This window comes from Nakamurella sp. A5-74 (assembly GCF_040438885.1).
GTDB lineage: Bacteria > Actinomycetota > Actinomycetes > Mycobacteriales > Nakamurellaceae > Nakamurella.
Genome location: NZ_CP159218.1, coordinates 237,861 through 251,654, shown reverse-complemented (window position 1 = coordinate 251,654; position 13,794 = coordinate 237,861). Strand labels below are relative to the sequence as shown.

The window sequence follows — 13,794 nt, the reverse complement described above, 5'->3', positions numbered from 1 at the left end:
TGCCTGCTCTTGGTCGGTGTGGCTACTAGCGGCGTCAGCCCCCTTGCCCGCAGGGTGACGGAGCACAGGCACCGAGGCGGCTTGACCTGGCTACCAGCGAGTACACCTGTCCTGGGTGGACGAGCACCGGGGCCCCTAGTACTACAGCCGTAGATCGAGGTTTTGGGCGTGTTGTCGCAGGTCGGGGCGGCCAGCGCGTGATCATGGTTGGTTGTGAAGACAAACAAGAACGTCGCGCTGGCCGCGGCTCACAGGATAGAGCCTGACCGGTGGTGGGACGGGTTCGGCGCGCTGTTGGACCGCGTCCGGCCGCGGTTCGCGCGGTACGAGTCGGCCCGGCATGCTGGTGCGTTGATGCTCGGGTTGTTGTCCGGTCTGGACCGGAAGAACTGTTGGACGATCGCTGAGCATCGAGGTGATGTTTCCCCGGATGGGTTGCAGCACTTGCTTTCCCGTGCGAAGTGGGATGCTGACGCGGTCCGCGATGATCTGCGCCACTATGTGGTTGAGGAGTTCGGTGACCCGGACGGTGTCCTGATCGTTGATGAAACCGGCGATGTGAAGAAGGGCGTGCACACGGTCGGCGCGCAGCGGCAGTACACCGGAACTGCAGGCCGGATCGAGAACGCTCAGGTCGCGGTGTACCTGACCTACGCGGCCCCTCGCGGGCATGCGTTGATCGATCGGGCGCTGTATCTGCCCAGGTCCTGGACCGATGACCCCGTCCGGATGGCCAGCGCCGGTGTCCCGGATGGTGTCGGGTTCGCGACCAAACCGGCACTGGCCCTGCAGATGATCCTGTCGGCAGTAAAGGCTGGCGTCCCGGCGCGGTTCGTCGCCGGCGACGAGGTGTACGGCAACGACTCCAAACTTCGTGCAGCGCTCACCGACACAGCCATGGGCTACGTGCTGGCCGTCGCGTGTGATCACCGGGTACCGACCCAGGGCGGAGCTGTCCGCGCTGATGCGTTGACCGGGACGCTGCCCGCGCAGTCGTGGCAGAAGATGTCAGCCGGCGCGGGAACCAAGGGTCCGCGGTTCTACTCGTGGGCGCTCATCCGGATACCCGGTGATCAGCCTGGCCTGCACTGGTTGCTGCTGCACCGCAACGATTCCACCGACGAGATGGCCTACCACCGCTGTCACTCACCGCGACCGGTCCCGCTGGCCACCCTGGTCCGGGTCGCAGGGCAACGATGGAAGATCGAAGAATCGTTCCAGACCGCCAAAGGGCAAGCCGGACTCGATGAACACCAGGTCCGGCGGTGGTGTTCCTGGCACCGCTGGAGCACCCTGGCGATGCTCGCGATGGCGTTCCTTGCCGTCACCACCGCTGCCGAGAAAGACCGCCAACCCGCACCAACCGGACTGATCGATCTCACCCTGAACGAGCTGCGAAAACTCTTCGACACCCTCACAGTCGGAGCGATCGCGACCCGCGAGCACGTCCTGCACTGGTCAATCTGGCGACGGAAACACCAAGCCACCGCCCGATACCACCACTATCGCCGCAGATCAGAGCACTACAAGATCGATCTACGGCTGTAGTACTAGACGGGTGTCTCGAAGTAACCTGCGGTAGCACGGTCGGTCGTACCCCCGTCGTCGGCGCTCCGGGATATCCTGGTCGATACGTCGGAACGTCCGTCGTAGGCGCAGCGTAGGGGTGCACTAGGTGGGACAGCAGCAGCGACTGGCTCTGAGCTGGTTCAACAAGGATAAAGCGCTTCTGCCGCTCGCTGGAGGAGGCTACGAGTGGGTCGAGCGCGACGACACCAGAGTGACCGAGGTTCGTCTTTTGCGCGAGCGAACTAGCGTCGGGGCAGTAGTAGCGGACGAGACCGCCAACTTGGTCATTCAAGGCGACGCTTACGACGCACTGCACTCACTTCGGTCAATCGCCGAGTACAGGCGCGAGTACGCCGGCCAAGTGAAGTTGGCCTACATTGATCCGCCTTTCAACACCGAGCAGATATTCGGCGAGTTTTATGACGACAACTTCGATCACTCAGTGTGGCTCGCAATGTTTAGGGATCGAGTGAGGCTTCTGCGAGAGTTATTGGCGGCCAATGGCTCAATTTGGGTACACCTGGATGATGCGGAAGTCCATCGTGCGCGAATGGTTCTCGATGAGGAGTTCGGCATCAAGAATTTCGTCGCTGAGGTGGTTTGGGAAAAGGCGGATTCTCCCAACAATAGCGCTTCATTCTTGAGCAAGGATCAGGATGTGGTTCTTGTTTACGCTAAGGACAAGGCAGTTTGGCGGCCAAATCGACTGCCTCGCAGTGCGGCATTCGACGTAATCTACACCAACCCGGATGGCGATCCGCGTGGAAGTTGGTATCCCGGCGACCCGTTTGCAAACAAGACTTACAGTCGTGGCCTTTACGCTATCACTGGCCCGTCTGGGCGCACCTTCCGTCCACCAAAAGGTCGTTTTTGGCGGATCAGCGAGGAGAAGTTTTGGGAACTCGAAAGGGACGACAGGATCTTTTGGGGACCTGACCAGACCGCCCGCCCCAGCATCAAGCGCTATCTGTCTGAGGTAGAAGGATTGACACCTCGCACTCTCTGGCGCCAGAAGGATGTAGGAAGCAATCGAACCTCGAAGAATGAGATGCGTTATCTCTTTCCGGACCTTCCGTCCTTTGCTACACCGAAACCCGAGCGGTTCATGCAGCGGGTACTACAGATGGCCACTGCGCCCGGCGATATCGTCATTGACTGCTTCGGCGGCTCGGGGACAACGGCTGCGGTGGCCCACAAGATGGGCCGCCGCTGGGTGACAGTTGAGACCATGGCGTCCACCGTTAGCGACTATATACTTCCAAGGCTATCCAAGGTGGTAGCTGGCACGGACGAAGGCGGAATTACATGGGTTAAGGAGCGGGTGCCTGCTGATGGTGTCGATCTCCCCGCGGGCGTATCATCTGAGGAAGCCAAGGACTTCCAGGCCGTGCTGAGAAGGGTCTTGGAGCCCGCAGACCCCTCCGATGTCCAAACAGGCGCCAAAGATGTACCCGTCTTCGCGGATGCGCTGGACGATCACTCGGTTGCCACGGGTCCGCTTGATCTCGTTGTTGATCTCCCGAAGGAAATGCTCGCCGCCTTGAAAGCTGCAGGTGACGACAGTGGCCTCAAGGAAGAGGAAGCTGCGCAGTTCCGACGACTCATGAGCAAGTTGACTGTCAAAGACGTTAATGTCAGGAAGACCGTTCAAGATCAACTCAATCGGGCAACAAGGACCCGTGACCGCAGGACACAACTCTGGGAAGGTGGAGGCGGTTTTCGCGTGCTTGACGTGGAACCAGCGAAGGCCATCGAGCTAAACGGGCGCGTGTTCCTACGAGAGAACATCGAGGCTCTGCCTGCCTACGTGGCTGCTCAGATCGGCTATACGCTTACTCCAAAGCGTCGAGGCGTGACGGCCGCAAGGAATCGTGACCTGCTAGTGGTAGTCGAGGGACTTGTAGACGCACCGCAGATCGCGTACGTAGTTAGCCTACTCGCCGAGGGTGAGACAGTGACCGTCGCGGGTCTAGCCGTGCATCCCGAGGCGCAACGCCTCTTGGCAGACCAGCGACCTGGCTCCCGCATTCTCAAGGTCCCGGCGGACCTCCACCGCAAATCGAAGGTGATCCGATGACCTGGGTGACGTACGACCCACAGCTCGTAGAGGCCATCGCGGCTCGCCTCGACCTGCGAGACCCCAACCGGCGAGCCCTTCACAAGGTGGCCGATAACCTACAAGAAGGAAACGGTCGGGAGTTCATTTGTGACCTTGCTACTGGCGTAGGCAAGACCTATCTCGCCGCTGGCCTCCTGGAGTATTTGGCCGAGGCCGGCGTGCGGAACGTGGTCATGATCGTGCCGCTGGATGTCATCTACGAAAAGACAATCGCCAACTTCACACCCGGCACACGGAAGTACATCGACGGCGCCGCCTGGGAGCCGGTCGTGATTACCGCTGAGAACTTTAAGCAGCGTGTGGAAGATATGAACGACCCCATGAAGTTGAAGTTGTTTGTCTTTAAGGTGCAGACGTTACTAAAGCCCAGTGACGACATGCGACGCAAGATGCACGATCTAAACGAGAGCATGGGCGACGCGCTGTATACCCACCTGCAGGGGCTGGGCGACCTCGTTGTCGTCGCGGATGAGCACCACGTTTACTCCGGGGATGCCGAGAAGTACGGAGGCACCATCCGTGACCTCGGCGCCCGTGCCATCGTGGGGCTCACTGCCACGCCGAATAAGCAGGATGTTTCGGCGGGAAAGGTCATATTCCGCTACAGCCTCGCTGAGGCCATTGCAGATGGCCTGGTGAAAATCCCCGTAATTGTGTACCGCGAGGACGGCACGAAGGACACACGCTCCCAGCTGGCGGATGCATGTCACCTGCGTGACGTGAAGGAGGCAGCGTGGCGCGCCTACTCACACGCACTAAACAAGTCCGTCGTTGTACCCGTCCTATTCATCGTTTGCGAGGAGGTCAAGAAGGCAGAGCAGGTGGCAGAGACGCTCCGGTCTGACTTCCTCACAGAGTCAGGTCAGGTCCTCCTCATCACGGGCGGGTCGAGCGATCAAGCGCTCCGCGCGTTAAAGGCTGTGGAGGACGCCACCTCGCCAGTCCGTGCGGTGGTCAGTGTGGACAAGCTGAAGGAGGGCTGGGATGTACGAAACATCGGCGTCATCGTAAGCTTCCGCCCCCTGCTGTCCGCCACCCTCACGGAGCAAGTCCTTGGCCGTGGCCTACGTCTGCCCTTCGGTGAGCGCACTTCCATTGAGGCCGTGGACACTGTGGACATCGTTGCCCATGAGTCCTACCGACAGTTGCTCGCCAGCAAGAAGGCCCTGCTGGAACAGGTGCTTGAGGAGCGCGCTAGCGCGGCATCGGAACTCAAGACCACCCCGACAGCCAAGCCCATCGCAACAGACGATAGTCAAGGCGGCGATGAGCAGCCAGCCCCTGCAACAGATGACGGGACTCCGCAGACAGGCCTCACGTTCGTCTTCGACAACCAGCACGTGGGCGAGTCAATCGACCCCGCCGTCCTATTGCTTATGCAGGAGTACAACACCACGGTGGGCCAGCAGGAGAAGGGAGCCGCGGCCACTATGACCTTGGTTGCGCCGGTGCCTGGTGCGCCTCGGATCCTGTTCCCTCGCCTCGAGCGCCAGGCCGTTCCGACGAAGTTCTCGCTCAAGTTGGTCACGGAGCAACAGGCCCGCGACCTCGGTGCTAAGTATTTGTCAGATGAATCGGTGTACATGAAGCGCGTGGCCCTCGACGCAGAGAGAGGAGCCGGCGGCGAGGTTGTGGTTGGTGAGCGTTTCCTCGAGGAGGAGCGGGCATACGTGGAGAATCTCACTTGGTCTGTCGTCAAGAAGCAGCTCGAAGACAAGGTGCTCGCGCTGGGGGTGGTCGAGTCGACGCTGACAGAAGACCAGGCCGCCGGTGAGGTCATGGGTTGGTTCCTCAACGGGGCAGGCGTCACCAGCGATGAGCACGCGCAGTGGAGTGTGAAGCGCACGGCGCTTGCGACACGGGCCATTGAGTCCATGATCGTGAAGGCCTACCAATTGCGGGCGACTACCCCTACTTGGGAATTCAACGTCGTCGAAGTGCCTGTTTTCCCTCCGTCTCGGCCAATGCCGTCGCCGCGGCTCAGCAAGTGGGCTGATTTCGCGAAGGGGATGCATTACGAGGGCTGGCAGAAGAGCATTGAGCCGGTGGCGAACTTTGACGCCAAAACGACCGAGTTCACTCTGTCCCGCATGCTCGACTCCTCCTCGCAGATCAAGTGGTGGCTGCGCATCTACTCCAACGGTCCGGTCTGGATCGAGTGGGACGGGGGCAGGTACTTCGCGGACTTCATCGCCATCGACTCCAATGGGCTCCATTGGCTCATTGAGGGAAAGGCTGACGACGATGCTAACGACGAGAGCGTTGTGGCTAAGAGTCGCGCGGCTAAGGCATGGGTAGCGAAAGTGAACGACGTCGGTACCCACGGGCAGTGGCGTTACCTGTTCGCCACCGAGACCATGATCAAGCAAGCTTACGGGCGTTGGCTGGATCTGATCGAGGGCGATCGCGCGTGAGCGGGGGTAGGCAGATGCCTGGTCCTGAACAAGAAGTTATCGAAACCTTCGTGGCACAACTCAGGAGCAATCACGAAGTGCCGGGTAGTGTTGCGGGTCGGCTGTCCGAGATGCTGTCGGGCCACCCATTGCCCAAGCCGCAGGCCTTGGTTGACCTGTTCCAGGCGGAGTCCGGGGAGGCGCTAGCGTGATCCAGATCAAGGCAATCCGCATCCAAGAGTTCCGTGGAATCCGCGAGCTCGACCTTAACCTGAACCAGCAATCGTTTGTCGTCTTCGGGCCTAACGGCTCCGGTAAGAGCGGCGTTGTCGATGCCATCGATTTTGCCTTGACGGGCAATGTTGCACGGTTGACGGGAGCTGGCACCGGTGGCCTGAGCGTGTTGAGGCACGGCCCGCACGTGCACCAACGAGATAATCCCGACGCTGCGCGCGTCAGCCTGACAATCGTCCACGTGCCGAGCGGCCAAGAGGCCGTTCTCACCCGATGTGTGAGGACAGCGGACCAGTACGTTTTGATGCCCTCTACGCCGGAACTCGAAGACGCAGTCGCGTGGGCGGCACAGCACCCCGAGGTAACCCTCGCCCGTCGCGAGGTAATGAAGTACGTCAACGCTGAACCGGGAAAACGGGCGCAAGAGGTTCAAGCACTCCTCAAGCTTGACCGCGTTGACGAGACTAGGCGACTGCTTCGTACCGCCCTCACCCAAACCAGCAGGTCTGCCTCGGAGGCCGCGAGCGAGGTCAGCGGCGCAGAAGACGCCATGCGTCGCCACCTCGACCTGACCACACTGCTGGCACCGGAAATGACCGATGTGGTCAACAGGCACCGCGAGCTGTTGGGCCTCGATCCATTGGCGATCATCACCGAGCAGACGAACTTGAAAGAAGGCCTGGCGAGCGGTGACGGCATCTCCTTCAATAGGGTGTCGGCGTTGCGTGATGTGACAGCCTTGAGAGAGGCGACCTCACAGTCCGACACTCTAACTAGTGCTGCCAAAGAACTGGTGGACGCGCTTCGTAAGCTGGAAGATGACCCAGGCATCCTCGACGCCCTGCGGCACCGCCAACTGGTCGAGATTGGCCTGCTTCTCACTGAGAGCACCTGTCCGCTCTGCGATCAAAGCTGGCAGGGTGAAAATTCCCTGCGGGATCACTTGAGCGCTAAGCTGGTGCGTTCCCAGGCGGCGGCCGACCTGCAACGCGCCATGCGCTCCGCCACCGACATGCTGACCACCGAGCTCAAAACAGTGCGGGGCCTGATTCAAGCCTCCCAGCCGCATGCTGCCACCCTTCACAGGAACACGTTGCACACGGACCTTGGTTCGTGGGGTACAGACCTCACTATGCTTGAAACGCAACTCGGGTCTGTTGATACCGCCCGTTGCCAGTTGGACCGGCTCACAGGGGACATACTCTCGGTCCCAGCCGCCGTAGCCACGGGTCTACCAGACCTGCAGGCAGCCGTTGAGGCGTTGCCCGACCAGACCGCTACGAAAGCTGCGGAGTCGTTCCTCACCGTTGCACAAGAGCGTTGGAAGCGCGTGCGCCAGGGCCGCGCGAGAAGAACGAAGGCGGCGTCCGCGAACAAGACGGCGCAGACCGTCTACGAAACGTTTAACGAGGTGGCAGACGCAGCGCTCACGGCCCTCTACAAGTCGGTGGAAGACGACTTCAGCAACTACTACCGGCAGATCAACTCTGACGACGAGTCCACCTTCAAGGCGGGCTTGGCACCGACTGCGGGCAAGTTGGGACTCGAGGTGGACTTCTATGGCCTCGGCATGTTTCCACCAATGGCATACCATAGCGAGGGTCACCAAGACGGAATGGGTGTCTGCCTCTACCTCGCCTTGATTGACCAGCTTCTCAGGTCTAACTTCCGCCTTGCTGTTCTCGACGACGTGGTGACCTCCGTCGATGCCAACCACAGACGAAATTTCTGCAAGCTCCTCAAGGACTTTTTTCCTGACGTTCAGTTCATCATCACCACTCACGATGAGGTCTGGGCGAGGCAGATGCAGTCCTCGGGTCTGGTCGGTCGTCGTTCGTTGGCCCGTTTGCATGGCTGGACTGTGGATGGCGGGCCGGTCTTTGGGAAAGGCACGGATATCTGGTCTCAGATCGAGGCCGACCTCGCGATCGATAACGTTCCCGGCGCTGCCCACAAGCTCCGCCGCAACTTAGAGGCCGAGCTGTCAGACATTGCAGCCGGCCTACAAGGGCAGGTGGTCTTCCGCCCGGACAACAGCTACGACCTAAACGCGTTCTTCTCGGCAGTGAAGGGTCGTCATGGCGAACTCCTTAAGAAGGCTGCTGCTTCGGCCAACTCATGGAACAACGACTCCGTTAAAGCACAGGTAGAGGCGATGAAAGCGCAACGGGCCGAGTCTATTTCGGAGCAGGACGGAGAGAACTGGGCCATCAACAAGCTTGTCCACAACAACGACTGGGCAACGATGAGCAGGGCCGACTTTGAACCCGTCGTAGATGCCTGCAGGCAGTTCCTCGGCCTGTTCACCTGCCCCAATGCCGCCTGTGGCGCGTGGATCGAGGTAGACGGTCCGCCTGGTAACGAGACCGCCTTGCGGTGTCCGTGCGGGGCCTACAACCTCAACTTGCGAAAGAAGTAGGTGTCGCAAACGGAGCGCCCCGGGGGCCAGTTCCGGCCGCGGTGGCCTGCCGCGTGTTGCAGGTGTCCCGCTGAGGTTTCCACGCCTAGCCTCAATACCGTTCAGTTAAGGTTGCGGTTGTTGTAGGGTGGCGGTATGCCGCGTGCTGGGTGGGTGAAGCCGGAGTCGGATCGTCGGTTGTCGGATCTGGTGTCGGTTGGGGTGTTGACTCGGGTGTTCCCGCCGGATTTGGTTGATGAGGTGGTGGCTGCGGCGGGGCGGACAGAGCAGCGTCACAGATCGTTGCCGGCGCGGGTGATGGCTTACTTCTCGATCGGGATGGCGTTGTATTCCGAGGGTTCCTATGAGGATGTGCTGGCGCAGCTCACTGATGGCCTGTCCTGGGTGTCGGGCTGGCAGCAGAGGTTCAAGCCGCCGAGCAAGTCCGCGATCTTCCAGGCGCGGGCCCGGTTGGGGTCGGAGCCGTTGGCGGCGCTGTTCGAGCGGGTCGCTGTGCCGCTGGGTACTGAGGCGATGCCGGGGGTGTGGCTGGCAGGGCGGCGGCTGGTGGCCATCGACGGCACCTGCCTGGACGTGGCCGATACGCCGGTGAATGCCGACTACTTCGGTAGGGCGGGGGTGAACAAGGGTGAGCAGGCGGCCTTTCCGATGGCCAGGGTCCTCGCGCTGGCCGAGTGCGGCACCCACGCGATATTCGCGGCGAACGTCGGGGTGTACGCCGAGTCCGAGGCCGCGCTGACCGTGCCGCTGCTGAACCGGCTGGAGAAGGGGATGCTACTCACCGCAGATCGCGGGTTCTTCTCCTATGCGTTGTGGCGCACCGCGTCCGCTACGGGAGCTGACTTGTTGTGGCGGGTGCGAACGGACAAGGCTGGGCCGAAACCCGTACACCTGCAGGACCTCCCGGACGGTTCCTGGCTGGCCCACCTGCAACAGACACACTCCGCCGCGGCACGCCGCGCAGAGCCCATGAAGGTCCGTGTCATCGACTACACCATCGACGACGGACGAGACAATCCCACCGGGTACCGGCTGTTCACCACGATGCTCGATCCGGACGAGGTCACCGCAGTCGACCTCGCCGCGGCCTACACCCAGCGGTGGGAGATCGAAGTCGCGTTCGACGAACTCAAGACCCACCAACGCGGACCCCGCACCGTGCTGCGCTCGAAGTCGCCCGATCTGGTCCTCCAGGAGATCTGGGGCCACCTGTGCTGCCACTACGCGATCCGATCCCTGATGACCGACGCCGCCGCGCACGCCGGTCACGACCCGGACCGGGTCAGTTTCGTTGCCGCGCTCCGGATCACCCGCCAGTCCATCGCCCACCAGGGCGACTTTTCCCCCTCGCGACCCTGACGCCTGCCACCGCAGCTGGCTGACCTTCCTACACCGGCTCACCGGCCGCCTCAACCCCGGCCGGCGCAAGCGAGCGAACCCACGAGTCATCAAGCGCAAGTACGTGAAGTGGCACGTCAAACGCGGCCACCACACCCGGTGGCCACAGCCCACACACTCGCCGATCTACACCACCAGCCCACACTAACTGAACGGTATTGCGCCTAGCCTCGATCTTTCGTCGGGCGGCCGGCTCGGGCTGATCGGGGTCTGTGGACCATTTTGCGCCTCCGGATGTGTTGCTGGGTAGGGGTTCGGGCCGCGTGTCGCGCGGTGGCGTGGGGTTCCACTGGCCCAGGGGTGTTGCTGATCGTCGCGGGTTCGGGGTGGGTTGGGTGGGTCAGGTCGGCGCGGGGTGTAGCTGGTTGATCGCTGTGGTGATCAGGTGCGCCCAGGGCGCGTGGGCGGGTAGGCGTAGGCAGGTTCGGTGGGCGTGTCGGGCAAGGCGGCCGGCGGTCGCGAACAGCCTGAGTCGCAGTCGTTTCGGTTCCCACACAGCGGCTTTCGTGCCGTGCAGGGCCAGTAGCTGCAGCCACGCGGTGAGCTGCCCGGCGAGCAGGGCGATCGCCAACCAGATGCGGTTCTGGGTGAAGTCGTGGAGCGGGAAATTCCGCAGACCGGTGTCCTTCGCGTTGCGGATGCGGTCTTCGCAGCGGGCCCGGCGGCGGTGGCGTAGTTCGAGGTCGGCGAGTTGACCGCTGCTGGTGTTGGTCGCGAACGCGGTGAGTCGGTTCCCGTCGAGGTCGGTGAAGCGTAGTTGCGCACCGGGGTGTGGGCGTTCGGCCCGCACGATCACCCGCATCCCGGGTGGCCAGCCGGTCAGGTCCAGGACGCCGGTCACGTCGGTGACCCAGGCGCCGTCCCGCTGGACACCGCCGGCGTCGTAGGCCGGTGTCCAGGCCGCTTCGGGCAGGGCCCGGATCTTCGCCTCGTGACGGGTGTTCAGAGCGAACCCGATCGAGTACTGCAACCGGCGGCGGGTCAGCCAGTCCAGCACCTCGTGGGTACCGCCGGCGCCGTCGGTGCGGATCAACACCTTCCGGCCAGGCCGGGCACCGAAAGGAAGCTGCTTCAACGCTTGCCGGATCACAATGAGGTGATCGGCTGCGGTGTTCGCACCGGCGTTCCCGGCCCGCAACACACCGGCGGCGGCTTCACCGGTCCCGCCGGGCCCGTGATCGATGAACGCCAGCAACGGATGGAACCCGAACCCCTTCTTGTGGGTCGGCGCCGCGAGTTCCTTGTCAGAATGAGCGGTCACCAACGTCGCGTCCAGATCGATGATCACCGGACGCTCCGCGGACACCTCGTGGATCGGGGACCCCTGACCGCGCAGCGCCCACACCTGTTGCCGCACCACAGCCGTCGCAGCGCCGATCGCGGCGAGAACGTTGTCCGCGTCGGCTGCGAGTCGGTCGATGGTGCGGGACACCGTCGGATCCGACGCGACCGACCCGAACAGGCCCGGCTCGGCCCGCAATAACGCGATGTCGGCCAGACAGTCACCGCCCACCGCCACCGCGATGGCCAGATCCAGCACTACTTTCCCCGGATCATGCACCGCCAACCGCGGCCGCCACGGCGCCAACACCTGCGACATCGCCCGGTCCAGACCGATCCGTGCCGCCGTCGCGGTCAACAACACCGAACCGGCATGGGACACCACACCCGACGCGGACTGATCAACACGGACCCGCGGATACAACGAGGTAGAGTTCGACACCAGAAAGGTGCTCCTGATCTTCAGCACGGACGGTCCCTAGACAAGACCATCCTTGCAGGTCAGAGCACCTTTCTGCTTCACCGACACACACCCTCAAGAACCCCGCGATGAAAGCACGAGGCTAGGTATTGCGGCCGCCGTCGGCCAGAACCGTCGCTGAAGTGCAGCTGTAGGAGACGATCGCCGAGGTTCACGTCATGTCCCGCGATTCCTATGGTGCGCCGCGTATCCACGCGGAACTGAGGCTGGGCATGGGTGTCGGGTGCAGCCGCAAACGCGTCGCCAAGCTGGTGGGCGCCGCACGGCTGGCAGGGATCAGCCACCGCCTCGAACGGGGCTGGAACCGACCGGAAACCGCCACACGCGACGACCTGGTGCAACGCAGGTTGATCGCTGATACCCCGAACCCGGAACCCGGAACCATCGTCCACGCCGACCGCCGCGCTCAGCATTAGGGGCTCATCACAATCCGCGGTGTAGGCGGGGTCTGAATCCACCGGACTCGAGCAAGGATCTGGCGATGTAGTGGGTGACGTTTCGGAAGCCGAGGGCTGACCCGCGCAGGTGCTCGAGCCTGCCGTTGATCGCCTCAGTTGGTCCGTTGCTCGTCCCGGGCCGGTCGAAGTACGCCAGGACATCCGCGGCTCGCTTGACCAGGGTCCGGCCCAGTCGCCGCAGCTCGATCAGAGCTTTCGGGACACCCTCGGCGAGGGAGGAGATCACGGTCTTCAGTTCGACTGCACCGGCCTTGCGATCGGTGATGCGGTAGGCGCCGACCAGGCGCTGGTAGATGCCCCAGGTCGCCTCGACCTCGACGTGATCCTCGATGGCGAACAGAGCTGTCAGTCGGGTGCGTTGCCGGTCGGTGAGCAGATCCGTTCCGGTGTGCAACGTCCGCCTGGCCCGATACAGCGGGTCGTCGCGGCGGCCTCGTCGGCCGTGCAGATCGGTGTGCACCCGCCGGCGGCACTCATCCAGGGCCTGGCCGGCGAGGCGCACGACGTGGAAGGGGTCCATCACCGCGACCGCATCAGGTAGTTCCTCGGTGGTGGCGGTCTTGAACCCGGTGAAGCCGTCCATCGCTACGACCTGCAAGCGGCTGCGCCACAGCGGATCCCGCTGCTGCAGCCAGGTCGTGAACGCAGCTTTGGACCGGCCTTCGACCATGTCCAACAGGCGCGCCGGACCCGTCTTGTCCCTGATCGGGGTCAGATCGATGATCACCGTCACGTACTTGTCGCCCTTGCGGGTGTGCCGCCACACGTGCTCATCGACGCCGATCACCTCCACCCCGTCCAGGCGGTGGGGATCATCGAGCAGGACCCGTTTCCCTTCGGCCAGGACTGCGTCGTTTGCGGTGTTCCACGACACCGCCAGCGCCTCGGCGATCCTGGCGACGGTGAGGTGCTGGCACACCAGCCCTTCCAACGCCCAGCGCAGCCCGCCACGCGACAGCCGGGCCCGGGGCTCCGCCGCGGCAGAGGTGTCCTGCCGCCACACATGGCCGCACCCCTCGCAGCGGTAACGCCGCACCCAGACCATCAGCACCGTCGGGCGCCAACCCATCGGCTCATGCGCCAACCGGCGACTCACACTGTCCCGCAACACTCCTAGACCACAGCACCGTCGGCAGGTTCGGTCATCCGCGGTGACCCGGCATTCCAACACCGCCCGGTCGGGTTCGATGAACTGGCCCACCACACGCAGGCCGAGCCCGTCCAGGCGGGCGAACGTGGTCACATCAGGGGTCGTGAAAGTAGAGTCGGGCATCGTCGAGGTCTTCCTTGCTGGGCGGCGTAGAGAACCTCCATCATGCGAAGACCTCGACACCCACCTGCAGCCACCCCCCAGCATGGCAGGTCAGTCAGGACCTACACCCTCGATTGCGAAGAGCCGCATTAGGGGGTCAGTATTGGCTCAGCATCGACAATGGTCTCTC

At 62.9% G+C, this 13,794-nt stretch carries 8 protein-coding genes; 6 read left to right on the top strand and 2 right to left on the bottom strand.

The genetic code is table 11. From position 1 onward, the window contains the following. Nucleotides 1-294: 294 nt before the first annotated feature. The 5 genes from ABLG96_RS01150 (at nt 295) to ABLG96_RS01130 (ending at nt 10,093) form a co-directional block, all read left to right on the top strand. Entirely contained in the window at nt 295-1,548 is a 1,254-nt protein-coding gene (locus ABLG96_RS01150; RefSeq protein ID WP_353651344.1) for an IS701 family transposase, read from the top strand. A gap of 127 nt (nt 1,549-1,675) precedes the next feature. Beyond that, on the top strand, nt 1,676-3,646 hold the full coding sequence (locus ABLG96_RS01145; protein ID WP_353649599.1) for a site-specific DNA-methyltransferase: 1,971 nt from the start codon (nt 1,676-1,678) through the stop codon (nt 3,644-3,646). Continuing rightward, nucleotides 3,643-6,102: a DEAD/DEAH box helicase family protein gene (locus tag ABLG96_RS01140; RefSeq protein WP_353649598.1), complete on the top strand. Its 2,460-nt coding sequence runs from the start codon at nt 3,643-3,645 to the stop codon at nt 6,100-6,102. Before ABLG96_RS01145 ends, ABLG96_RS01140 begins: the two co-directional genes overlap by 4 nt. Before the next feature lie 187 nt (nt 6,103-6,289). Beyond that, nucleotides 6,290-8,734 (top strand): AAA family ATPase, encoded by a 2,445-nt coding sequence (locus tag ABLG96_RS01135; protein WP_353649597.1) that lies wholly within the window; start codon nt 6,290-6,292, stop codon nt 8,732-8,734. A gap of 135 nt (nt 8,735-8,869) precedes the next feature. Continuing rightward, nucleotides 8,870-10,093: an IS4 family transposase gene (locus ABLG96_RS01130; protein ID WP_353648212.1), complete on the top strand. Its 1,224-nt coding sequence runs from the start codon at nt 8,870-8,872 to the stop codon at nt 10,091-10,093. 379 nt (nt 10,094-10,472) lie between these two features. Here ABLG96_RS01130 and ABLG96_RS01125 read toward each other — a convergent pair whose 3' ends face one another. After that, nucleotides 10,473-11,855, bottom strand: a complete 1,383-nt coding sequence (locus ABLG96_RS01125) for an IS1380 family transposase (protein ID WP_353651343.1) — start codon at nt 11,853-11,855, stop codon at nt 10,473-10,475. A gap of 179 nt (nt 11,856-12,034) precedes the next feature. Here ABLG96_RS01125 and ABLG96_RS01120 point away from each other — a divergent pair, with 179 nt between their 5' ends. Next, the gene (locus tag ABLG96_RS01120; protein WP_353651342.1) at nt 12,035-12,310 is read left to right on the top strand and encodes an IS3 family transposase; all 276 of its coding nucleotides are present in this window, start codon (nt 12,035-12,037) and stop codon (nt 12,308-12,310) included. A 7-nt stretch (nt 12,311-12,317) separates the two neighbouring features. Here the strand turns inward: ABLG96_RS01120 and ABLG96_RS01115 are convergent, their stop codons facing one another. Further along, nucleotides 12,318-13,625 (bottom strand): ISL3 family transposase, encoded by a 1,308-nt coding sequence (locus tag ABLG96_RS01115; RefSeq protein ID WP_353649596.1) that lies wholly within the window; start codon nt 13,623-13,625, stop codon nt 12,318-12,320. Between the last annotated feature and the right edge of the window lie 169 nt (nt 13,626-13,794).

Coding starts and splice junctions, on each gene's coding strand:
- ABLG96_RS01140 (WP_353649598.1), top strand. CDS start 3,643: ATGACCTGGGTGACGTACGACCCACAGCTCGTAGAGGCCATCGCGGCT.
- ABLG96_RS01130 (WP_353648212.1), top strand. CDS start 8,870: ATGCCGCGTGCTGGGTGGGTGAAGCCGGAGTCGGATCGTCGGTTGTCG.
- ABLG96_RS01115 (WP_353649596.1), bottom strand. CDS start 13,625: ATGCCCGACTCTACTTTCACGACCCCTGATGTGACCACGTTCGCCCGC.